Annotated in this window: 19 protein-coding genes; 7 read left to right on the top strand and 12 right to left on the bottom strand. The window is 45.9% G+C overall.

All coding sequences use genetic code 11. From position 1 onward, the window contains the following. The first annotated feature begins 24 nt into the window (after nucleotides 1-24). Nucleotides 25-1,464: a phosphomannomutase/phosphoglucomutase gene (locus HMPREF3144_RS00215; RefSeq protein WP_070475574.1), complete on the top strand. Its 1,440-nt coding sequence runs from the start codon at nucleotides 25-27 to the stop codon at nucleotides 1,462-1,464. Between the two features lie 9 nt (nucleotides 1,465-1,473). Here the strand turns inward: HMPREF3144_RS00215 and HMPREF3144_RS00220 are convergent, their stop codons facing one another. The 7 genes from HMPREF3144_RS00220 to HMPREF3144_RS00250 form a co-directional block, all read right to left on the bottom strand. Next, on the bottom strand, nucleotides 1,474-2,595 hold the full coding sequence (locus HMPREF3144_RS00220; RefSeq protein WP_070475578.1) for a glycosyltransferase family 4 protein: 1,122 nt from the start codon (nucleotides 2,593-2,595) through the stop codon (nucleotides 1,474-1,476). 13 nt (nucleotides 2,596-2,608) lie between these two features. Continuing rightward, a complete protein-coding gene (locus HMPREF3144_RS11335) occupies nucleotides 2,609-4,969 on the bottom strand; it encodes a glycosyltransferase (protein ID WP_083290341.1) in 2,361 nt (786 codons plus the stop codon). Nucleotides 4,970-4,980: 11 nt separating this feature from the next. Then, complete coding sequence (locus HMPREF3144_RS00230; RefSeq protein ID WP_018025854.1) at nucleotides 4,981-6,105, bottom strand: glycosyltransferase family 4 protein; 1,125 nt, start codon at nucleotides 6,103-6,105, stop codon at nucleotides 4,981-4,983. Between the two features lie 80 nt (nucleotides 6,106-6,185). Continuing rightward, nucleotides 6,186-7,532 carry a murein biosynthesis integral membrane protein MurJ gene (gene murJ, locus HMPREF3144_RS00235; RefSeq protein ID WP_026156771.1) on the bottom strand — a complete coding sequence of 449 codons (1,347 nt, stop codon included), beginning with the start codon at nucleotides 7,530-7,532 and terminating at the stop codon, nucleotides 6,186-6,188. Between the two features lie 3 nt (nucleotides 7,533-7,535). Further along, nucleotides 7,536-8,561 carry an SDR family oxidoreductase gene (locus HMPREF3144_RS00240; protein ID WP_070475582.1) on the bottom strand — a complete coding sequence of 342 codons (1,026 nt, stop codon included), beginning with the start codon at nucleotides 8,559-8,561 and terminating at the stop codon, nucleotides 7,536-7,538. Between the two features lie 37 nt (nucleotides 8,562-8,598). Then, nucleotides 8,599-9,873 carry a Vi polysaccharide biosynthesis UDP-N-acetylglucosamine C-6 dehydrogenase TviB gene (tviB, locus tag HMPREF3144_RS00245; RefSeq protein ID WP_018025857.1) on the bottom strand — a complete coding sequence of 425 codons (1,275 nt, stop codon included), beginning with the start codon at nucleotides 9,871-9,873 and terminating at the stop codon, nucleotides 8,599-8,601. A gap of 34 nt (nucleotides 9,874-9,907) precedes the next feature. Next, nucleotides 9,908-11,026 carry an MraY family glycosyltransferase gene (locus tag HMPREF3144_RS00250; protein WP_018025858.1) on the bottom strand — a complete coding sequence of 373 codons (1,119 nt, stop codon included), beginning with the start codon at nucleotides 11,024-11,026 and terminating at the stop codon, nucleotides 9,908-9,910. Nucleotides 11,027-11,687: 661 nt separating this feature from the next. Between HMPREF3144_RS00250 and HMPREF3144_RS00255 the strand changes: the two genes are divergently transcribed. The 4 genes from HMPREF3144_RS00255 to HMPREF3144_RS00270 are packed head-to-tail and all read left to right on the top strand — an operon-like array spanning nucleotide 11,688 to nucleotide 15,092. Further along, nucleotides 11,688-12,110, top strand: coding sequence for an OsmC family protein (locus tag HMPREF3144_RS00255; RefSeq protein ID WP_018025859.1), 423 nt, complete (start codon nucleotides 11,688-11,690; stop codon nucleotides 12,108-12,110). Between the two features lie 3 nt (nucleotides 12,111-12,113). Then, a complete protein-coding gene (locus HMPREF3144_RS00260) occupies nucleotides 12,114-12,950 on the top strand; it encodes a thymidylate synthase (protein WP_070475586.1) in 837 nt (278 codons plus the stop codon). A gap of 26 nt (nucleotides 12,951-12,976) precedes the next feature. Further along, entirely contained in the window at nucleotides 12,977-13,474 is a 498-nt protein-coding gene (locus tag HMPREF3144_RS00265) for a dihydrofolate reductase (protein ID WP_070475589.1), read from the top strand. A 25-nt stretch (nucleotides 13,475-13,499) separates the two neighbouring features. Further along, entirely contained in the window at nucleotides 13,500-15,092 is a 1,593-nt protein-coding gene (locus HMPREF3144_RS00270; RefSeq protein ID WP_070475591.1) for an acyl-CoA synthetase, read from the top strand. 2 nt (nucleotides 15,093-15,094) lie between these two features. Here the strand turns inward: HMPREF3144_RS00270 and HMPREF3144_RS00275 are convergent, their stop codons facing one another. Further along, the gene (locus tag HMPREF3144_RS00275; protein ID WP_208854079.1) at nucleotides 15,095-15,868 is read right to left on the bottom strand and encodes an IclR family transcriptional regulator; all 774 of its coding nucleotides are present in this window, start codon (nucleotides 15,866-15,868) and stop codon (nucleotides 15,095-15,097) included. Nucleotides 15,869-16,037: 169 nt separating this feature from the next. Here HMPREF3144_RS00275 and HMPREF3144_RS00280 point away from each other — a divergent pair, with 169 nt between their 5' ends. Then, nucleotides 16,038-17,195, top strand: coding sequence for an iron-containing alcohol dehydrogenase (locus HMPREF3144_RS00280; protein ID WP_018025864.1), 1,158 nt, complete (start codon nucleotides 16,038-16,040; stop codon nucleotides 17,193-17,195). A gap of 47 nt (nucleotides 17,196-17,242) precedes the next feature. Next, nucleotides 17,243-18,736: a CoA-acylating methylmalonate-semialdehyde dehydrogenase gene (locus HMPREF3144_RS00285; protein WP_070475594.1), complete on the top strand. Its 1,494-nt coding sequence runs from the start codon at nucleotides 17,243-17,245 to the stop codon at nucleotides 18,734-18,736. Between the two features lie 76 nt (nucleotides 18,737-18,812). Here HMPREF3144_RS00285 and dctP read toward each other — a convergent pair whose 3' ends face one another. The 4 genes from dctP to HMPREF3144_RS00305 all read right to left on the bottom strand — a co-directional run bounded on the left by dctP (nucleotide 18,813) and on the right by HMPREF3144_RS00305 (nucleotide 23,317). Then, nucleotides 18,813-19,916: a TRAP transporter substrate-binding protein DctP gene (gene dctP / locus HMPREF3144_RS00290; protein WP_018025866.1), complete on the bottom strand. Its 1,104-nt coding sequence runs from the start codon at nucleotides 19,914-19,916 to the stop codon at nucleotides 18,813-18,815. A 21-nt stretch (nucleotides 19,917-19,937) separates the two neighbouring features. Next, nucleotides 19,938-21,260: a TRAP transporter large permease gene (locus HMPREF3144_RS00295; protein WP_018025867.1), complete on the bottom strand. Its 1,323-nt coding sequence runs from the start codon at nucleotides 21,258-21,260 to the stop codon at nucleotides 19,938-19,940. Between the two features lie 3 nt (nucleotides 21,261-21,263). Further along, the gene (locus HMPREF3144_RS00300) at nucleotides 21,264-21,749 is read right to left on the bottom strand and encodes a TRAP transporter small permease subunit (RefSeq protein ID WP_018025868.1); all 486 of its coding nucleotides are present in this window, start codon (nucleotides 21,747-21,749) and stop codon (nucleotides 21,264-21,266) included. A gap of 308 nt (nucleotides 21,750-22,057) precedes the next feature. After that, on the bottom strand, nucleotides 22,058-23,317 hold the full coding sequence (locus tag HMPREF3144_RS00305) for a DUF2254 domain-containing protein (RefSeq protein WP_048766769.1): 1,260 nt from the start codon (nucleotides 23,315-23,317) through the stop codon (nucleotides 22,058-22,060). Between the last annotated feature and the right edge of the window lie 64 nt (nucleotides 23,318-23,381).

The following is a 23,381-nucleotide window of genomic DNA, read 5'->3' on the forward strand; positions in this document are numbered from 1 at the left end:
GTATTATACTTCTTTAACTGTTTAATGTACTGTACTTCATGCAAAGGTGATTTTGTGACACAATTTCTCGAGCTCCCGCCACAAGTCTATAAAGCCTATGATATTCGCGGCATTGTGCCCAGCGAATTAAATGCCCCGTTTGCGCAGTTACTAGGGCGCGCCTTGGCACGACGCGCACTGACACTGGGTATTCATGAGGCCGTGGTGGGCTATGATGGCCGGCACAGCAGTCCCGAACTCGCAGCGGCACTCACGGCAGGCATGCGTGCTGAGGGTATCAATACGCTGGATATCGGCATGGTGCCTACGCCGATGGTTTATTATCAAGCAGCTGAGCATGCCATCGGCCTAGCGGTTGCCATTACCGGCAGTCATAATCCGCCCGCCTACAATGGTTTTAAAATCATGCTAGACGGCAAGGCCATTTACGGCGAAGATATTTCCTCACTGCATAGAGAGATGCAGGCCTTAAGCGGTACAGCAATTGCAGCGGAGCGTACACCCGAGGCGCAGGGCCAAGCCACTACAGAGAATGTGATCGAAGCGTATATTGCCCGTATTAGCCGTGATGTCAAATTAGCCCGCCCCATGAAAATCGTTATTGATTGTGGTAATGGCGTAGGTGCGGTGGCAGCCACCAAGCTTTTTCAAGCCTTGGGCTGTGAGGTCGATGAACTCTATTGTGAGGTCGATGGTAGCTTTCCTAATCACCACCCCGACCCAGCCGATCCAAACAACTTACAAGCGATTATCAAGCATCTACAAAATACCGATTGTGAGCTTGGCTTAGCCTTTGACGGGGATGCCGACCGCTTGGGTGTGGTCACTAAAAGCGGTGAGATTATCTGGCCCGATCGCCAATTAATTCTCTTTTTAAGAGATGTATTAAAGCGCGTTCCTGGCAGCACCATTATTTATGATGTGAAATGCAGTCGGCATGTCGGTGAAGCGATTAAAGCTGCCGGCGGTAAGCCTTTAATGTGGAAGACCGGTCACTCGTTGGTCAAAGCAAAAATGGCCGAAATCGGCAGCCCCTTAGCCGGTGAAATGAGTGGTCATATCTTCTTTAAAGAGCGTTGGTACGGCTTTGATGACGGTCTATATGCGGGCGCTCGTTTATTAGAAATTCTCTCCCAAGTCGAGGATCCGAATGGCACCCTAGCAGCACTACCGCAGGATCTTTCCACACCGGAATTAAAGCTAGCCATGCAAGAAGGCGAGCCACATGCCTTGATTGAACGACTACAGCGTGAGGGCCAATTCCCTAGCGCACTCAGTACCAATCAAATCGATGGCGTACGCGCAGAATATGCTGACGGCTTTGGCTTAGCACGTGCTTCCAATACTACCCCGGTGGTGGTACTACGCTTTGAGGCACAGAATGAGGAGGCGTTAAGACGTATTAAAGCAGAGTTTAGAGCAGCTATTTTAGCAATTAGACCGCAGAGTGAATTGCCATTCTAAGCCAATAGATTAAGCAAGTAGTGCCTGATAAAGGGCTACTTGCTTATTTGCGATCAGCTTTTCGTCAAACTCCTCCAAAGCCAGTTGATGACCGGCACGCCCCATGGATTGACGTAATTCCGCATCATCTGCCAATTTCAACACCGCCTCATAGAGCGCTTCAGCATCACACACTTCCACTAAAAAACCGGTGACGCCGCTCTCGATGGCATCTCGGCAACCCGGCACATCAGTCGTCACCACCGCCCTACCGCAGGCAGCAGCTTCAACTAAGGACTTTGGTAGGCCCTCGCGATAGGAGGGCAAAGCAACTATGTGAGATTGACTATACAACTCAGCGATATCCTCCACCTCACCTAGATAGCGAATCTCACGCTGCCATTGGGCCAGCTCCTGCTCGCTAATAGAGGCAGGATTACCAGGATCGGGACTCCCCGCTAATTGCCAAATAATATCATCACGCCCTTGGGCCTTAGCAAGACGCGCTGCACTCACAAACTCCCTAACCCCCTTATCTCGTAGTAAGCGTGCTGCCATCGTCACCACGATAGGTGGTGCCGGGGGTTCCGGCAAGTATTGGTAATGATTTAAATCCGCCCCCGAACCACGGATTAATACTAATTGCTCATCCTTAAGCTGCGTCATCGATTGCAAGGTGGCTTTATCCGTTGTATTTTGCACAATCACGCGACTATTCGGGTGCGCTAGCGCTAAACGATAGAGTTGACGTGTAATCAAGCTAACCACATTCAATTGGCTGCGCTCACCGGTAAATAAAAAACCCATGCCGGAGACCGCATAGACCACCGCCTTGATGCCTGCTAAACGAGCGGCAATGCCACCGTAAAGCAGCGGCTTAATCGTTACCAAATGCACTAAATCCGGTTGTACCCGCTTAAACATTCGATAAAGCGCCCAGATACTCGCTAATTCAATCACGGGGTTCATGCCACTACGACGCATTGGGAATACCACATGCTCAAAGCCATGCGCTTTAATCGTGGCTACTGCCGGACCATCCATGGTGGCAATCACCACCTGGTAACCTTGCGCCTTAGCGGCTAGTGCAACATTTAAACGGTGGGAGAGAAAAAATGCTGGGTTATTGACCACCATAAGTATTTTTTGCATACGTACCGTTCCCTTATTTGTCTATGGCTTCACGCCAAACTGCTTCATAGGCTTGAACCATTTTGGGTAGACTGAAATTATCCAATACCCGTTGACGGCATTGCCGCTTAAACTGAGCGGCTTCAGCACCGGTTAAAAACGTCAGTGCTTGATCAATGCCTTGCGCTAGGGCAGCCGCATCCTGGGGTGGCACGACCCAACCTACCTCCCCTACAATAAAGGCGGCATCGCCTACATTGGTGACCACATTTGGCACTTCACAAGCCATGGCTTCGGCCACCACATTGGGAAAACCCTCGGCCAAGCTCGCTAATACATGCAGATCTAAAATAGGCATTAAGGCAGGCACATCGTCCCGCCGCCCGAGTAGCAACACCTGCTGCCCCACCACTAATTGGGCCTCGGCTAAGAGCGCCATGAGCTCTGCATTACTGCTATCCAAGCCCTCACCGATAAGCAATAATTTAAGACCAGGGCGCTGTGCTTGCAAATGTGCCATCGCTTGAATCAAATTGGCATGATTTTTTAATGGGTTCCAACGGGCCACAAAGCCGATCACCTCATCCTCAATGGCCAGACCCAACTGCTCTCGCATGGCCTTTTTATGTGCAGGGCTTGCTGGCTGCCAACGACTAAGATCATAGCCATTAGGAATCACACGAATTTTAGCAGCTTGGTAACCCCAGGCACGATGCCGCTGTGCTGCCAACTCGGCACAGAACACAATCAAACGGGGAATCAAATACGAAGTCCAAGCAAAATAGCGGGCTAAAATATAGGAGGAACGGCTACTGCTGGCTAGATTATCGCCGGAGTTACGCACCCCCCAAAGCACCGTCCTAATACCGGCCAAACGCGCTGCCAAACCGCCCACCATATCGGCATGGTACATCCAGCATTGCACCACATCGGGGGCTAATTGCTTTAAGGTCTTGCGTAGGCGCATAAAATCGCCGATGGACATTTTGCCGGGTGGCATGTTTAAGCAATGCAATTCAATACCCGCTGCCCGCAGTGCCGGACCAATCACCCCCTCATCCTGCATACTAAGCACACAATGCCGGTCTTTTTTAGCATGAGTCACCAAGCGCTGCAGCACCGTTTCTGCGCCACCATGGCCTAAACCACTGATTAAATGCAACACCTTTAAACCCTTAGGCGCTGAGCTTTGGGCAGTCACACAGGACTTAATCCCTAAGGTTTGAAACAAGGCCTCCCAATGCTGCAAAATGCGTTCGGTGGCGTATTCTTTGAGCACATAGGCTTGACCCTCTGCCGCCAAACGTTGCCTAAGCGCATCATTGGCCAGCAACTGTCTTAAGGCATCAATAAATGCCGCCTGCGTGCTGTGATCATAGTGCCCCGCACTGTTCTTGGAGAATGGCACTAATAGGGCCAAGTTACCCCCTTGGCTAACTTCGGCTGGACCATAGGGGCAATCAATGGCAATCGAGGCTAAGCCATTCGCCATGGCCTCTAATAACACATTAGGAAAGCCTTCACGCTCAGAAGTCATCACAAAGGCATCAGCAGCACGCATACATTGCCAAGGCGTTTTGGTCGCTCCCTTTAATAGCACTTGATTTGATAAGCCTAGCTCATCAATCTGTGCTTGCAAGGATTCCGCTAAGGGACCTGAGCCATAAATATGTAATTGCCAATCGGTGAAATCCTTGGCCACTGCCGCAAAGCAATTGATTAAAAAAGCGTATTGCTTAATGGGCACCAAGCGCCCCATCGCCAATAATACCTTAGGCGGCGACTGACTTGCTTCTGGCCTTGCTTGAGCGCTCGCGCTTGTACGTAATTCCGCCACCAAAGCATCAGATAGCGGATTAGCAATGGTCGGCACCTGCTTAATAGCGGGATTTAACGCTGCATAATCGCTAGCGGCAGCCTGCGTTTGTAGCATCACCGCAGCCGCTTTGGGATAAAGCACTTTTCTAAGCTTTCTCAATATCAGTGGCAAATGGCTTTCTGATAAGGGATCGGTGCGCTCACAAACAATGACCGGCTGTGTTAGGCCGAGCGTTGCTAGTAGCGCCGTGACATTGACATTTGTTAAAAAAGAAACGACCACATCCGCTTGCCATTGTTTAAGTAAACGACGCAGCACCAAGGGTTTAAACAGACGAGCCAAAAGTTTGGATCGAGGTAGGTCTTGGGCCAGCCAATGCAAATCAATACGCTCATCAAGGGGGTAAAAAGACTGACCGGTGCCTTGCGCAAAACAAGGCACAATTCGTACCTCATGACCTAGACGCACCCAATTATTCGCCAAGGTGGCCACCACCCGTTCGGCACCACCGGCGTTCATTGAGCTGATCAGTATAAGGATTTTTCTGCCGCTTGCTGCGGCCTCAAGTGGCTGCATTGGATGGCCTTTTAGCGTTTATTTTGTAAAACGTCTTGGAAGAGCTTATGCCACATACCGCTAATGCGGCGCATACTATAGCGGTCACGCATATCTACCGCACGCCGAGCATAATCCTCCATGCGTTGAGGGTCTCGAATCAAGCTGACAATGCTGTCTTTTAGTGCATCAACGGACTCAGTTTGCGACACCAAATAGCCGTCAATATCATGCCGAATTAACTCGCGTGGGCCCACATCACAATCATAAGCCACGCAAGGCAAACCACAGGACATCGCCTCTTGTAGACTATTTGATAAACCCTCGGAGCGCGAGCTCAGCACAAATAAATCAGCTTGACTATACCACCACTGCATATTACCAACACGCCCTACTAAAAAGACACGTTGTTGCAGACCAGCACGCTCAATTTGTTGCGCTAAACTATCACGCTCTGGCCCCTCTCCTAAAATCAATAAATCCCACTGAGGATAGGCATCGGCAAACTTAGCAAAGCTTTTAATCAATAAATCAAAGCCTTTGACGGGCTGCAGCCTACCGACGGCTAAGAGCCATTTTTTACCCTCCCCCTTGGGTATTTGCACTCTAGGCTCATGCTGCTCCAGAGGCCATTGCACCGCATTTGGAATTACGCAAAAGGAGGCTTTGGGAATCTCTTTTTTTAAATAATCGGCAGTCGCTTGGGTTAAGGTAACAACGCGCGCAGCTTTAGGATAAAAAAATCGTCTGAGACGCTGCCAATGCTTTGACAGCTTTTGAAAAGGTGGATAAGCATGCTCCGTCACAATCACCTGACAAGGTAAGCCCATCGCTGCTATCACCGAAAAAATTGATGCGGATGTCATAAAAGACACCAACAGATCTGGACGATAACGCTTAAGCTCACGACGTAAGCGTCGAATCTGCGTCAAATGCGCAAACAAACCAGTCCTACCGAAAGTATCTAAACTGACGCGCTGCACGCGCGCATCCAATGGGTAAACATCGGTGGCGGGATCTGCTTGCGTCAATACAATCACTTCATAGCCATCGTACGCCCAACGCCTAGCCAACTCAACAGCGACACGCTCCGCTCCCCCACCACGCAACGAGGGAATATATAGAAGAATGCGACTATGTAATTGATTCCTTAACATACAACCTATTGAAACTTAAGCACGCTCATCGTAATTTTAAGAAATTTGTCCCAGCTTGGCTATCACAATACCGATCCGTTTCAGATTTTCACAAATCCGGGCTTAATCACCGTCACTGCCACAAAATAACAGCAAAAAGATAGTAAATACATCATGGCTGTGGCTAACATAATACCCTCAGCACCCATGATAGGAGCTAAGTAGAAACTTAATACCGCTTTAAGTGCGAAATTTGCCACGGCGATGGCTGCCATCAAGGTATAGCGATTTTGACTGGCCATCAATTGAACTAAAATCAACACACCAAAATAAAACGGGAGTTGTAATAAGCCATAACGCATGACGGAAGTGACTGTAGCAGTATTGTCCGCACTAAAGGCGCCACGTTGAAAGAGTAATTGCACCAAGTAAGGACTCAATAACCACAGCACTAGCACCGCCAACACGCCAAGCCCCATCATCCCTAAGGCCCATTTTAGGGCCATTGAACGCGCTTTGGCATACTCACCTTGTGCCTGTACATCGGCCAACACCGGCAAGGCGGCACGCCCCACAGAAGCTGCCCCCAAGCCGATAATTAACGATAGCACCCGTGCCGCATAACCCAAAGTGGCATTCGCATTATCACCGAGTTTTGCCGCAATCATTTGATCCAAGGGTCCCACAAAGCTCATGGCGACCTGCCCGATTAACATCACACCGGCAGCACTGATCACCGCCGCCCAATACGGTGACGATAGACTAATCGAGGGCTTAAACCAAGCGCGATGCGGTTCAGCCCGCGCGGCTAATATTTGTAAAACGAATGCCTGCACCAGATAGCCTAATAAGGTGCCCCATAACAGAGGCACCACTGAGGTATCACCTGGACTCAGTAAAATCCACAATAAAATAAAGAGCGCAGGCAAACTATCTAACAAGGTATTAATATGTTTTTCACGCGCTCTTAAGCGGGACATACTGAGACCAATCAGCAGAATCAGAATCACCGTGGGGGCAAAGCCATAAATCATACGTTGACTCAAGGCCTTGGTCTCCGCACTAAAGCCCTCGGCCGCGTGCGTTAGCACCCATGGCCATAAGTAAAAGGTCAAGCCGCTTAGCAACACCCCGAGCAGCAATAAGATGCCCTCACATTGGGAAATAAAGCGATGCTGCTCTGCTTCAACATCATGCCGCAACTTCACAAAGCTAGGAATTAGCACCATCGAAAAAACGCCCACCAAGGTGCTCGGCAACCAGGTACTCATGGTCATGGTGAACTGGTAGGCATCGACCACATCACTCACCCCATAGCGATTTGCCACCGCCATTTCTTTGAGCGCACCCGCTATTTTCCCGATAAACAAGAAAAAAGCCACCCGCAAAGCGCCTTTGGCAATTCGCAGGTGGTCTCCGTCCAGAGCTTTAAGACGCTTAGACAACACGACTTACTTCAGAAAATTGATATACCACGGCATGGCCTCAGCCAAGCCCTCTCGAATACTATGCGTTGGCTGATAACCCAGTTGCTGAGTGATTTTAGAGATATCGGCTTGGGAATGTCGCACATCACCTGCTCTAAAGTCCTGGTGAATAGGCGCTTGCTCATAAGCAATGCCATTTTCCTGCAACAGCTCCTGTAAAAAGCCGAAGAGCTCATTGAGTGAGGTACGGTGATTTAGGGCCACGTTATACACTTCAAAACCAGAGTCTGGCATCTGCAAGGCGCTGAGAATATTTGCCTGCACCGTATTATCGATATAGCAAAAGTCGCGACTGGTTTCGCCATCGCCATTAATCACCACTGGCTCACCGTGGATCATCGCCGCCGTCCACTTAGGAATCACGGCCGCATATGCGCCGTCCGGCGTTTGACGCTTACCAAAGACGTTAAAATAACGCAAACCAATGGATTTAAAACCATAACTCATGGCAAAAACACGGGCGTATAATTCATTGACATACTTAGTCACCGCATAAGGCGACAAGGGATTACCAATGATCGGCTCCTGCTTAGGGAGCGCCGGATGATCACCATAGGTCGAGCTAGAGGCTGCAAAAACAAAGGACTGTACCCCCTCATCACGCGCCGCCACCATCATATTTAAGGCACCGTCAATATTGACCGCATTGCTTGTGAGCGGGTCATTTAAGGAGCGCGGCACCGAGCCTAAGGCTGCCTGATGAGAGACATAATCCACGCCCTTGACCGCTTCACGACACGTCGCCAAATCACGTATATCGCCCTCAATAAAGCGAAAACCCGCCCACTGTTCAGGCGTCACCTGAGCTTGCACTTCATCAAGATTATGCTGAAAGCCGGTGGAAAAATTATCCAGACCCACGACTTTTTGCTGATGCTTTAATAAAAACTCCAATAGATTGGAGCCGATAAAACCAGCACAGCCCGTAACCAACCATGTTTTGGGTTGGGCTAGGAGTTGTTGCTTGACTGCTTCAAATTTAGTACTCATAACGATGTTAAAAATAAATTAAGCAAACCCACAAAGACTACAGACGCAAATCAGTCTCAGACTCATCAAAGAGATATTTGAGATCGTACAATACATGCTCAGGTTTACCGGTGGCGTGGATTTTAGCTGCCCCCATCGCTTTAAATTGATGATGCCCCACCGCCAGTATGATCGCATCATACACGCCCTCTGCTAGGCTTTGAATGGGTTTAATACCGTATTCACGCTCACATTCTTCTGGATCTACCCATGGATCATAGACATCGACGTTAATATTGTATTCGGCCAGTTCATGAATAATATCCACTACCCGTGTGTTACGCAGATCCGGGCAATTTTCCTTAAAAGTCAGACCCATGACTAAGACGCGAGAATCTTGCACCTGAATTCGCTTTTTTGTCATGGCTTTAATCAGCTGAGCCACAACATAGGTACCCATGCTGTCATTTAAACGACGACCCGCCAACACAATCTCGGGATGATAACCAATAGACTGCGCTTTATGGGTTAAATAATAGGGGTCCACACCAATACAATGACCACCCACCAAACCCGGACGGAATGGCAAGAAGTTCCACTTGGTGCCGGCAGCTTTTAGCACGGCTTCCGTATCAATGCCCATACGATTAAAAATGATCGCTAATTCATTAATTAAGGCAATATTGACATCACGTTGTGTGTTCTCAATCACTTTGGCCGCTTCAGCCACCTTAATACTCGGTGCCTGATGCGTACCGGCGGTGATAATTTGCTGATACAACTGATCAACTAAGGCTGCCACCTCGGGCGTAGAGCCTGAAGTCACCTTCACAATATTGCTAACGCGACGCTCCTTATCACCTGGATTAATACGCTCTGGACTATAGCCGGCAAAAAAATCCTGATTAAACTTAAGACCAGAAAACTGCTCTAGCACTGGCACACAATCATCCTCAGTCGCCCCGGGGTAAACCGTGGATTCATAAATCACAATATCACCCCGCTGCAAGACCTTAGCCAACATCTCCGAGGCCTTAATTAAGGGGGTCAAATCAGGACGCTTATACGCATCAATCGGTGTTGGTACCGTCACAATATAGACATTGGCCTCGCGTAATTCCTCAGGATCGTGGGCATAACGCAAATGCGTTGCTGCTGCCAAATCCTCGGACCCGACTTCAAGCGTATGATCATGACCGCCTTGTAATTCCTCAACGCGCTGACGGTTAATATCAAAACCAATCACCGAACGCTTTTTACCAAACTCCACGGCCAGTGGCAAACCCACATAGCCTAGACCAATCACTGCAAGTTTAATATCTTCCAACTTCAAGGCAAACTCCTAACAACACAATAATACATATCATTTATCTGCGACTAAACACAGAGGGTAATAACAACCAACGCGGACAACGCCAGTTCACTAAACGCGAGTACAGCCACAAATATAGCACTGAGAACACAAACATAGACAGGCATAGGAACCATGCCTGATCCCAGAAAATCGTGGCGGGTACTAAACCAATCAAACACAGTACCCACAAATAAGGTGAGGTTAAGGCATTACATAAGGCCGGTACACTGTCGCGACTATCACGACTGAAGGTCACTCTCACTAAGCGGCGGAAAATTAATTGATGTAAATGCAAGGCATCCGGCTGATCTACCCGCACTTTACGGATAAAGCGACGACGCCAAATCGAAAACATGGTTTCAAAAACCGGATAAAACAGCACCGCAATGGCATAAAAAGGTGATACCGAAGGATTGCGCGCTACTAATTGCACCGCCAACTCAGCCAACATAAAGCCGATAAAATAAGCGCCACCATCGCCTAAAAACACGCGCCCGAAGGGAAAATTCCACACCAAAAAGCCCATCACCGCAGAAGCCATGGCTAAAGCGATGACAAAAATTGCCGTGTCATTGACCTGATAGGCTACTAAGGCCAGTGAAATGGCAATTAAGCAAGAGACCATGCCGGCAAGACCATTCATCCCATCAATTAAATTCATGGCATGGGTACAGCCACCGACCGCTACCATAGTAAAGAGTAAAGATACCGGCCAAAAACTAAGCACCCAATCAAGCCATTCAAAGCCTACACGGGAGACGCCACCAAAAAACCACCAGGCAATGGCAGCCGATGCAAAGGCTGCTAATAAACGCTTACCCGCACCGATGTCCTTGGTAATATCCTCTAAAATGCCTGCCACAAACACCGGCATGGCAGCCACAAATAGCGCTGGCCAAAACCAATTGAGCGTAGTATTGTCCGGCCTCCCTAAAACCAACAAGCCCGCCAAGGTCCCCGCGAACACGGCTAAGCCACCAATACGCGGCGTGGACCGTACATGCGAGGCCTGTGGCTTATTCAGATCAGAGTCACCAGTAAAGCGCCCATGCCAACGCTCGGAGGCGATAATCAAACCGCCCACCGAAAAAGCCACAATACAAATCAAAAGATATTGCCAAGCTTCTGTCACAACGTTCTACTATAAAAAGAATGAATTAGTTGAAAAAGGCACTTAAGTAAGTCATTTGCACTGACGCCCACTTAATGCCTCTACCCTGTGTGCTGCAAGTCTAACAGCTGAGGGAGTATTAAGGTATTAAAAGATATTGTAATTTGCAACAACGATGAATTGTTATTTATTGGACATGTTCAGCCATTGTTGATAAAAACAGACGTTTGGCCAGCCGTCCTTACATCGACTGAGCATTAGGGCAGCAAATTTTTTGCAAAAAAAACCCGGAATCAAAAGATTCCGGGCAAATCCACCAAAGGAGGAGGGTGGAGGAGACATCTGCATAAACTAAAGTCTGAGTTAGTAAGGAGAAAACTAATCAAACTCCAGTTTAAATCACTGCGAGCTATAGGACAAACCCTAATAACCCGACAACAATTAAATATTAACAAAGTTTTTGTTGCGTTGCAAGAAAAAACTAATGAAAACCCTAGGTGCACGATGTGATTGTTGTATTTTTGACATTTTTCAAAAAAACTTCAATACACTAACATGCCCATACCGTGTAGTCGCTAATTTTTAGCCCTCTTTTAGCCATCAAATAACCCATTAGCGCTACTAAAACGGCATAATGTTAGATACGATTGAATCTTAAGAATAGCTATAAGGAAATCAGATTATGCAATGCTCTGTCGAATGGAATGGTCCCGAGGGTATGTTATTTGTTTGCCAAACCGGTAGTGGTCATACCTTAACCGTGGATGGACCGCCTGAGGGCGGCGGTAATAATCTGGCCCCTCGCCCCATGGAAACCTTGCTAAGCGGCGCTGGTGCCTGCTCAGCCTATGATGTGGTGATGATTTTACAACGCAGCCGCAAGGATATTCGCCGTTGTCGTTTAAATATCACCTCGGAACGTGCTGAAACAGACCCCAAGGTATTTACCAAAATTCACTTCGAATTTATCGTCAGCGGTCGCGACTTACAAGACAAAGTAGTCGAACGCGCCATTAACCTAAGCCATGAAAAGTATTGTTCCGCCGTGGCCATGCTAAATAAAACCGCTGAAATTACACATTCCTATCGGATTGAGGAAGTTTAAGTAATGAGTTCACAGGATATTTTCACTAGCAATCAGGCAGCTCGCTCTGATCAGTATGAGCAAATGATGCGCTTTGTCTTTGACCATGGTGTTGACAAGTCGGATCGCACAGGCACCGGCACACGCTCACATTTTGGCTATCAGATGCGCTTTGATTTACAACAGGGCTTTCCGCTCGTTACTACAAAAAAAATCCACTTGCGCAGCGTGATTTATGAATTACTATGGTTTTTACGTGGTGATTCTAATATTCGTTGGTTACAGGAGCATGGGGTAACGATTTGGGATGAATGGGCTGATGCAGCGGGGGAATTGGGTCCCGTTTATGGAGTCCAATGGCGCAGTTGGCCAACACCAGACGGTGGCAGCATCGATCAAATTGCACAATTAATGACGCAGCTCAAAAGCAATCCTGACTCACGCCGTCATATTGTGGCGGCATGGAACGTGGCAAATATCGATGAGATGAAGTTACCGCCCTGTCACTGTTTATTTCAATTCTATGTGGCAGAAGGCAAGCTGTCTTGTCAGCTCTATCAACGTAGCGCCGATATTTTCCTAGGCGTGCCTTTTAATATTGCGAGCTACTCACTACTCACCCATATGATTGCTCAGCAATGCGGCTTAGAGGTAGGTGAATTTATCTGGACTGGGGGCGATACACATATTTACTCCAACCATTTTGAGCAGGTCAAGGAGCAGTTATCGCGTGAGCCCTACCCCTACCCTCAATTAAAGATTTTGCGCAAACCTGACTCAATTTTCGATTATCGCTTTGAAGATTTTGAGTTTGAAAACTATCAGCACCATCCACATATCAAGGCGCCAGTGGCTGTATAAATTAGCGCTTTACAAAGGAATAAAGCATGCCAAGTATTAATATTATTGTGGCTTATTCAAAAAACAATATCATCGGTCTGCAGGGACAAATGCCTTGGCACATCCCTGCGGATTTAGCCTATTTTAAAAAGACCACCATGGGTGCGCCGATTATTATGGGCCGCATCACCTGGGAGTCCTTAGGGCGTCCCCTTCCAGGGCGTTTGAATATTGTGATTAGCCGTGATGCCAGCTATATCGCCGAAGGCGCTGAACTCGTTGCTGATCTCGACGCTGCGATTGCCCTAGCCAAAGAAAAAGCACCGGCGCAGGATATTTTTATTATCGGCGGTGGGCAGATTTATGCCGAAGCGCTGGCAGCTGATGTGGTTAATAAAGTCTATGCCACTGAAATTCACAATCAGATTGAGGGTGATACCGCCTTTCCAGCACTAGATAAAAACACCTGGAAGGAAGTTAGCCGTAGCCCCCAACCTATTGACAATAATTATGATTTTGATTTTGTGGTGTATGAGCGTGTGTGATTTTAATTAGGAGGGATGGTTAAAAATGAGCAGATTTTCTTGGCAAATACCTGAGTATTACAATATTGCTGTCGACACGTGTGATAAATGGGCCGACGGTAGTGGACGATTAGCACTAATAGAAGAAGTTGCTGGTGAGACCAAGCACTACAGTTTTGATCAACTGCGTGATTTTTCTAATCAATTTGCCAATGCACTTAAAGCGACTGGCGTAAAAAAAGGCGATCGTGTTGGTATTTTATTAACTCAGGGTTTGGCAACCGGCATTGCTCATTTAGCGACTTATAAGTTAGGTGCTATTGCCGTTCCGCTATTTGCTTTGTTCGGCTTGGATGCGCTTAGTTTTAGAATCGCTCATGCCGGAATTACTACCCTAATTACCGATCAGGGCGGCTTAGATAAAATCAATACGATACGTAGTGAAATTCCTTGTTTAAAAAATATTTTTAATATCAATCAAGAGTATAGCGATGAAAAGGCTCTTTCGTTCTGGTCTGAGCTTAATGCTCAACCACTAACTTTTGAAGTCGCAAATACCCTCGCCGAAGATCCTGCTATCATTATTTTCACTTCAGGCACTACCGGTAAACCAAAGGGTGCCTGCCATGCACACAGGGTGTTACTCGGTCATTTACCTGGCGTTGAAACTTCCCACAACAATGAGATGGATAGTGATGATACCATTTTCTGGACACCCGCAGACTGGGCTTGGATTGGTGGACTATTAGATTTGCTTTTGCCGGCATGGCATCACGGACGCCCTGTAGTTGCCTCTCGCGCCTCTAAATTCAACGCAGAAGATGCTTTTAGTTTAATGAACAAACATCAAATCACCCATACTTTTTTACCACCAACTGCGCTTAAAATGCTGCGATTTTTAGAAAAACCACAGCAAAGGTGGTCACAATTAAAGTTACGTTCAATCGCTAGTGGTGGTGAAACACTCGGGAAAGAACTACTTGACTGGGGCCGAGACAATTTAAATCTCATAATCAATGAGTTTTATGGTCAAACCGAGTGCAATATGATTGTTTCTAGTTGTGCGAAAAAGTTTGCCCCTAAGTCCGGCAGTATGGGTAAAGCTGTACCCGGCCATCATGTTACGATTATCAACTCCGCAGGTGAGCCCGTCGCTGCGGGTGAAGAAGGTGATATTGCTGTCTTAAAACCTGACCCAGTGATGTTCCTCTACTATTGGAACGACCCTGAAGCCACTAAGCAAAAATTTAATGGTGAATATCTACTCACCGGCGATCGTGGCGTGATGGATGAAGACTCTTATTTCTTTTTTATAGGGCGCGATGATGATGTAATTACTAGCGCTGGATACCGTATCGGCCCTGGTCCAATTGAAGACGGACTACTAAGTCACCCTGCTATCAGTATGGCGGCGGTTATCGGTATCCCGGATCCAGATCGCACAGAGATTGTCACAGCATTTGTTGTACTAAAAGAAGGCTATGTAGCAAGCGAGCAGCTTAAAAAGGATTTACAGGACCACGTACGTACTCGGGTCGCAGCACACGAATATCCGCGACAAATTCATTTTTTGGATGAACTGCCAATGACGACTACGGGCAAAATCATCCGTAAAGAATTACGTAATTTAAAAGCATAGTCCTAACTATCTTTTTCTAATCTGGCAAAAATAGCGGCGAGCTCAGCCGCAGCTAAATGCATATCATCTAAATAGCTGAGCAGTTCATCCATTGATTTTCTGACAGTGGGTGCATGAGTAAAAATCGTTGCGAAGGGTGTTTTATCACCATTAGGTACAGGTACAGAGCATGCCACCATACCAGGGATAAACTCTTCATTATCCACCCCATAGCCATTTTTATTCGTGTGTTTCAGACAGTTAATCAGTTCATCCTTATCGATAATTGTGTTTTTTGTCAAAACACGTATTGGCATACTATCAATAATTTTTTTTTGCTGTGCTACCGACATATAGGACAAAAGCAGCTTACCACTAGCACTAGCCCATATTGGTATTCGATGACCCTCAGGTATATTAATTTGCAAAGGCCAATTGGATAACACCCTATCCATATAAACAATCTCTAAATCCTGGATAAATGCAATCCCCACCGTTTCCTGAATTTTATTGCTGAGTTTTTGCAAAACAGCTTGACGCTCTGTTTTATAAATAAAATTACTTTTTAGTAAACTCATCATCAACTTATGAGTTCGATGACCACAAATCACCCCACCTTGCACATCTAAGGTTAAAAAACCTTCTTCTTGTAATTGATTGACAAGGCGGTGAATACTGGGTTTAGGAATATCCAATTCTAAAGCAAGTTCGGCCGGGCTGACTGGACGAGGAGCCTCAGCAACCATCTCTATAATCTGCATTACCCGTTCAACACTAGAACCCTTTTTTCTTTTCACCGAGGCGACCCCTTGCATCAACGCTGTCGTTAAAAACCTAGAATAACCCCTAGATCTATTCCTAACATAATTACCATAAAATACAATTATAACGATACAAATCGTATCACTATAAAAAATAAAAACCAACCAAATTTAATATCTTACTCTATCCTTTAGGAGACTAAGTATGGCTAATACCATTATCCTGCCGCGTATTATGGAAGTAGGCAAAAACGCTTGTGAGAGATTACCTGCAATTATGGAATCCCTTGGAGTTTCGAAGCCTTTGATTGTAACAGACAAGATGATGGTACAACTTGGCTACGTTAAAAGAATACAAACCGTTTTGGATGCTCAACAATTTACTACCGAAGTCTTTGACGACACCATCCCAGAGCCAACTGACACCTCAATTATGGGTGGTGTTAACATATTAAAAAACGGTGATTTTGACTGCCTGATTGCCTTGGGCGGCGGTAGCCCCATAGACAGCGCCAAAGCAATCGGCATTTTAGGAAAGTTCGGGGGCGTGATAGGTGACTACAAATTTCCACGCATAGTAAACGAAGAAAATCTGCCTATTATTGCTATTCCAACCACAGCGGGCACTGGATCTGAAGCGACAAAGTTCACAATTATCACAGATGAAGCAAACAATGAGAAGTTGCTTTGCGTTGGCATTGCATTTATGCCGATTGCCACAATTATTGATTACAGCTTAACACTCAGTGTACCACCACGTACAACAGCCGACACAGGTATTGACGCAATGTGCCATGCGATTGAGGCATATGTCAGTCAAAAACGTAATGCCTTTAGCGATCAGCAATGTCTTGCCGCTTTGCGCTTAATTGGCCCCAATATTAAAAGAGCCTATCACAATGGTAATGATGAACAAGCGCGTGAAAAAATGATGTTAGGTTCAACCCTAGCTGGTATTGCCTTCAGCAATTCATCCGTAGCTTTAGTGCATGGTATGAGTCGTCCTATTGGTGCTTTTTTTCATGTACCTCATGGACTTTCTAATGCAATGTTACTCCCCTCAGTCACTGAGTTCTCAATACCATTGGCCGCAACACGTTATGCAGAATGTGCCTTGGCTTTAGGTGTTGCCAATGAGGACGATGGAGTTGCTCAAGCCAATGCAAAACTAATTGAATTTCTGAAGGATTTAAATCAAGAACTACAAGTGCCCACCTTAGCTGAGTTCGGCGTAGAAAAAACAAAGTTTGATTGCGTAGTAGAAACAATGGTTGAACAGGCTTTTGCATCAGGTTCGCCTAATAACAACCCACGCATACCATCCAAAGAGGAAATGCTGAACTTATACCATGGACTATGGTAAGCGGTTCCAATGACTTATAAATACTTAATTTAATCAAAGAGAAGTCAATGCAAAAAGTAGGTCATTATATAAACGGCCAAGTAATAACTGATGGTGAGAGAAGCCAGCCAGTATATAACCCGGCAAAAGGGATTATCAGCAGAGAAGTTCTGCTTGGCAATACTAAAACTATTGATCAAGCTGTAGCAGCCGCTAAAGTTGCTTTTCCAACGTGGAGCAAAACCACGCCCATACAAAGAGCGCGTATCATGTTTAAGTATAAGGAACTTCTTGAGCATCACGCAGATGAAATTTGTCATTTAATCGGCGAGGAACACGGAAAAATTGTCCATGACGCTCGCGGCGAATTACAGCGCGCTATTGAAAACGTTGAGTTTGCTTGCGGCATCCCTGAACTACTTAAGGGTGAGCACAGCCGCAATGTAGGTTCTGAAATTGATTCTTGGAGTCAATTCCACCCGCTCGGTGTTGTTGCTGGCATCACACCATTTAACCTCCCGGTGATGGTTCCACTATGGATGTTCCCACTAGCAATTGCTTGCGGCAATACTTTCGTTTTAAAACCATCTGAACGAGATCCAAGTGCCACCCTATTTGTTGTTGAGTTAATGAAAAAGGCTGGACTACCTGACGGTGTACTTAACTTAGTCAACGGTAGCAAAGAAACGGTTGATGCTTTACTAGAACATAGAGATGTAGAGGCTATCAGCTTTGTAGGCTCCACACCCATCGCCGAATATATTTACAGTAAAGCTACTGCTCATGGCAAGCGCTGTCAAGCCTTGGGCGGTGCTAAAAACCACGCAATTGTGATGCCTGATGCCGATTTAGACAATGTCGTTAACTCATTATTGGGTGCGGCTTTCGGCTCATCCGGTGAACGTTGTATGGCACTTTCAGTCGCGGTTGCTGTCGGCGACGAAATTGCTGACAAAATGATTGCTCAGTTGAGTGCAGCAATTGAGAAACTGAAAATCGGCGCCTACCACGACGCCAGCAATGATTTTGGGCCGGTTATCACAGCTGAGCACAAAGACAAAGTTATCGCTCATATACGCAGTTGTGTTGAGCAAGGTGCAACTCTTGTTGTTGACGGCACTGATACCAAGCCTGAAGGGTATGAGAATGGTTTTTTTGTTGGCGCCACGCTTTTGGACCATGTCACTAAAGATATGGATAGCTATAAAGCTGAGATATTTGGTCCCGTATTACAAGTGATGCGTGTTAGCTCAATGGAAGAAGCCATGGAACTAATTAATCAGCATGAATACGGAAACGGCACTTGTATTTATACTCGTGACGGTGAAGCAGCTCGATATTTTAGTGACAATATTAAGGTAGGCATGGTTGGTATTAATATCCCCTTGCCAGTACCCGTTGCTTATCAAAGTTTCGGCGGATGGAAACGCTCTTTATTCGGCGATTTATTTATGTACGGGTCAGATGGTGTACGCTTCTTTACTCGTCGTAAAACCATCACACAACGTTGGCCGAGTGCATCAGTTCGTGAAGGGGTTCAGTTTTCAATGCCAACACTGTAGTCTGAACTTAGTCTTAACAATAAAGCACCTAAATAGGTGCTTTATTGTTATGTATGAAAAGACCAACCTTTAAAAATTACTTCGATGCGCAAGCCTTGATTTTCTCTAAATCTGGACCCTCAATACTACGACCTAAATTAAAAGGCTTAGACATTTCACGCCAATCTTTATAGTCATGAAGATACTCTATCTGACTTGCGTAGACTTTAGCAGCATCAGGGTTACTGCAAGCAACGTTAACCATCACTTCGTTAGTTACTTTCTGAATAGCTTCTAAGTCTTCTTCACTAAAGCGATGGATTTCTACACCTGCTTTCTGGAAGGTACGAACACCCTTAAGTGCTTGTTTTTCTGAATTAGTGATACCCCACATCATCGTGGCTTGAGCTGCAATCTTAAGCTTTTCCTGAGTAGCAGGACTTAAAGCATCCCAAGCCTTTTTATTGATCATCACGCCAAAAACAGAAGCCGATTGGTGCCAACCTGGGGTAGTCCAATGCTTAGTCACCTGATGTAAGCCAGCAGACACATCAACATTAGGGGTTGAGAATTCAGCGCCATCAATTACGCCTCGTTCTAGTGATTGATAAAGCTCCTGACCCGCCATAGAAACTTGGGTACCACCAATCTTTTCAAGCACTTGACCTTGTTCTAGGCCAGATAAGCGTAAACGCTTACCTTTAATTTCGTCGATATTACGAACAGGATCAACTGTATGGAAGCCTGATTCATTATTGGTGACATTAAATGGCAGATACACCATACCATACTTGCCGAAAATTTCATTATACATTTCGGCACCGCCCCACTCATTAATCCAGTTAGCATAATCCATTGCATTAAACAAACTGGAGTGCGTTGCTAAAGGAGAAAATGCGGGGTTACGACCAGCCCAATAACCCGGCCAATCTGCACCTGCTTCAATAGTGCCTGATTCTACCGCACTAAAAACCTCACCACTTGGCACTAGCGAGCCACCCTCAAAGAATTCAATTTGTAATTCATCGCCGGCAAGCTTATTAACTAATTCCACCCATTTCTTATCAGTTTCAATCAACTCAATAGAAGCTGGCCATGTACTGGTCATCGTCCACTTTTTTGGTGCTGCCTGTGCTAAACCCATGCCACCCAAAATAGCAGTTCCTACTAATACGTGTACTGTTTTTTTAATTAATGACATTTTGTCTCCTTATCTTATAAATTAATTCCCATATAACACTTGAGGTAACCAAGTAATTAAACCTGGGAAAATAGCGCATAAAATACACATTAAAATAACGATGAAAATGAAAGGAATAACCCCCTTAACAATTTCAATCGTTTGGATCGATTTAGGCGTTATTGCCCGTAAATAAAACAAAGCGTAACCAAATGGTGGCGTTAGGAAAGAAGTCTGAAGAAGCACTGCTACCAACACAACAAACCATAAAATGCTAATACCCATTTCTTGAACTAAAGGTAACAAGATCGGGAAAGATAAAAGCACGATACCGGTCCAATCAAGGAAACAACCCAAGACAAAAACGACAAATAACATCACAATAATCAAAGCCCAAGGTGCCATATCCAGACTTCGCATCAATTCCTGCACTGCACTTAAACCGCCCGTGATATTAAATACCCCGGTAAAAGCAGTCGCTCCTACCACAATAAATAAAATCATTGCAGAGGTACGACCTGTCTCATAAAGCGCACTCAAAAACATCCGCCAGCGAAACTTTCCGCGAAGTACCACAAAAATAAACGACAGCAAACAACCAATGGCAGAAGCCTCGGTGGCCGTTGCAACACCTAGAAGCATTGAGCCCAAAATACCCAAAATCAACAAAATAGGTGGCACGGCTTCAATAATAAGCATCTTCGTCAATTCAGCACGACTAATTTTCTCTTCAGGCTCCACAGACGGCGCACTGGCTGGGTCACGCCAAGCAACAAACACCACCCATGCGGCATATAACAGACCTAGTAAAAGACCAGGAATCAATGCCCCGGCAAACAACTCACCAATAGATAAAGGTGAATAACTGGCCATTAAAATCAGCATAATTGACGGTGGGATTAAAATACCTAAACAACCAGAAGCCGCAATCACACCCGTTGTAAGTCGCGGGCTATAGCCGTAATTAAGCATTGGACGCAATGCCATCATACCAGTGACAGTAATTGATGCGCCTATAATTCCAGTCGTTGCTGCCAACAGCATGGATAAAAACACAACAGCCAAAGCCAAGCCCCCACGCACGCGTGAAAGCAAATGACGTAGGGCTTCAAACATCTTATCTGTGACTTCTGAATCCGATAAAAATCGTGCCATTAAAATAAACAAAGGGATGGCAATTAAGGTATAGTTATCAAGCACGTCACCATAAATACGGTTGATCACAATACCCAAGACCATCGGCTTGCCAGCAATAAACGCCCCCAATACCGCAACACCGCCCAAGACAAAAGCTAGGGGGTGCCCCATAAATAAACCTACCAAAAGTAGGCCACCCATAATTAATGCAATATATTCACCTGACATGAGCTATACATCCTTTTTAAACAGCAGGCGAAGCACTTCAGCCACTCCTTGCAAAAGCAACAGAGCAGCGGCAACAACCATCGAAATTTTTAGTGGATAAATGGGCAATTGCACAGCACCATAAGTAGTTTCTGCCTGTGCTACTGAACGCATAGCAAACTCATAACTGCGAGTTAAGAATATCCAACTAAAAGGAAAGAAAAAGATAAGGTATCCAGCAATGTCTACCCATTTCTGCGCTCTTCTTGATAAATGCTGGACCAGAAGATCTACACGCACATGAGCCTGGTGCTTTAGGGCATAAGCACCCAACATCATAAAATAAAAACCGTAAAGCTGCTTTGTAACATCAAATGACCATCGGGTGGGTTGATGTAAGGCGTAACGCATAAACACTTCATAGATAATGATGACTGCAAAAATAATGGCTATGAAAGACACTATTTTCCCAATCACCTCATTTATCACATCAATAATTCGTATGATCATGGGCCCCCTTTATGTGTACATTCCAATATATAGTAATAGACAGTAACTAACTGTACATCGCCTTCCAACTGCTCGCAAGCTAGTACTTATCCCTGTTTTACATCATTGCTTTAGTACAAATAAAAATTCGCCGTCCGAACCGAGGTCGTGACGACGAACTAATAAATTTACAAAATTAAAAAGCCACCCAACTTTCTCCTTTATTCATCATTTTTGTCGAGACAGCTTTTCATTACCCTACGAATCAATGAGTTAGTATCAAATAGAACTGTTTTTTATGGTGTCTGATAAACTATTAGCCCACCCCCTCAAGCAAAAAGACGCTCATGCTTTTCACGCAGCCGTTGCCGGTCCGCATCAAATACTAGCGCCTTTTCAGCGCGCTCAAGCGCCACCTCCGCCACCTCTTTTGCGGCATGACGCACACCAGATTCAGGCGCATGCTGGGCAATGCCTGCCAACACCTTTTGCATCACCAAATTCACTTCAAGCATATGCCCACCATCGCGCATTAAAGGCAAGAAAGCATCCACCAACCATTCTTGATAGTCAATAGCGACAATCGATAAGCGATCGAAGCCTGAGTCCGAGGCCTGTGCTTCATCTGTCTCTACCTCCTCAATCAGTAAAGACATCAAATCATACATCACTTGAATCGCTGTACCCGGATCGTTAACGGCGGGAGACAAGGCGCGCTGCCCCGCCTCACTCATCACTAAAAAGCCCCATGCCGGATCCTGCTCAAAACTGCGCGCTACATCCACCACAAAACAACTCCTCATATTGGCTAGCGCCTGCTCACTATCATCATTCGACCTGAATTGCACTAAGGCCAACACCGTACTAGGGAGAATCATTTCTCCTGGGCGCACCATAATATGCAAATAGCAGTCACTATCTTCAGCCTTTTTTTGTAAACCGGCTAAATCAATATGGGTTAAAAAACCGCTCTTGTTGTGCCTCAGCGCTTTTGCCCTGTCATCCACGGTGCCTTGCCAAGTCGCGCCTAAGTTGGGTCGTAGACGCACTTCACGCAAGGGCTTTTGCGTAGCGGCTTTAATCTTACTCAGCGTATTCGCTAAACGCCCCAATAACGATAAAGTATGCACCCAACGAATCAGCGTAATGATCAAATACAGCAATACAAATAATGTGGCAATAAATAAGGCAAAACGACCATTTTGTCCATAGTAGCCCAGTCCCAACGCAACTCTGGCAATAATGGCATAAATAAAAGCCGAAATAAAACTAGCAATTGCCATCCGTGTATTATCATCACTCATGACCAATTCGGTGGCACGCGGTGTAGCACCATTGGAGGCGGAGGAAAAAGCCGACACCATAATGGATAAAGAAAAGGTACTGACCGCCAACATACTGGAAGCAATCACATCCAATAAGCTCTGCAGGGTATCTAAATCAATGTCTGGCAAAAAGCTTGGTGGCACAAATACATTGACCCAAGCAGCGGCAGCGGCAATCAACAACGCCAACAAGGCACCGGCCGTTGGCATTAACCATAACTGATTGCCAGGTTTACGCAAATTAACTATCAATCGGTAAAACATAGCGATAACATAAAATAAAGCTTGGGCTAATAAGCGGGCACGCTGCGCCTAGCCATTAGCCCAA

The sequence above is a fragment of the Oligella sp. HMSC05A10 genome (genome assembly GCF_001808335.1).
Taxonomy (GTDB): Bacteria; Pseudomonadota; Gammaproteobacteria; order Burkholderiales; family Burkholderiaceae_B; genus Oligella; species Oligella urethralis.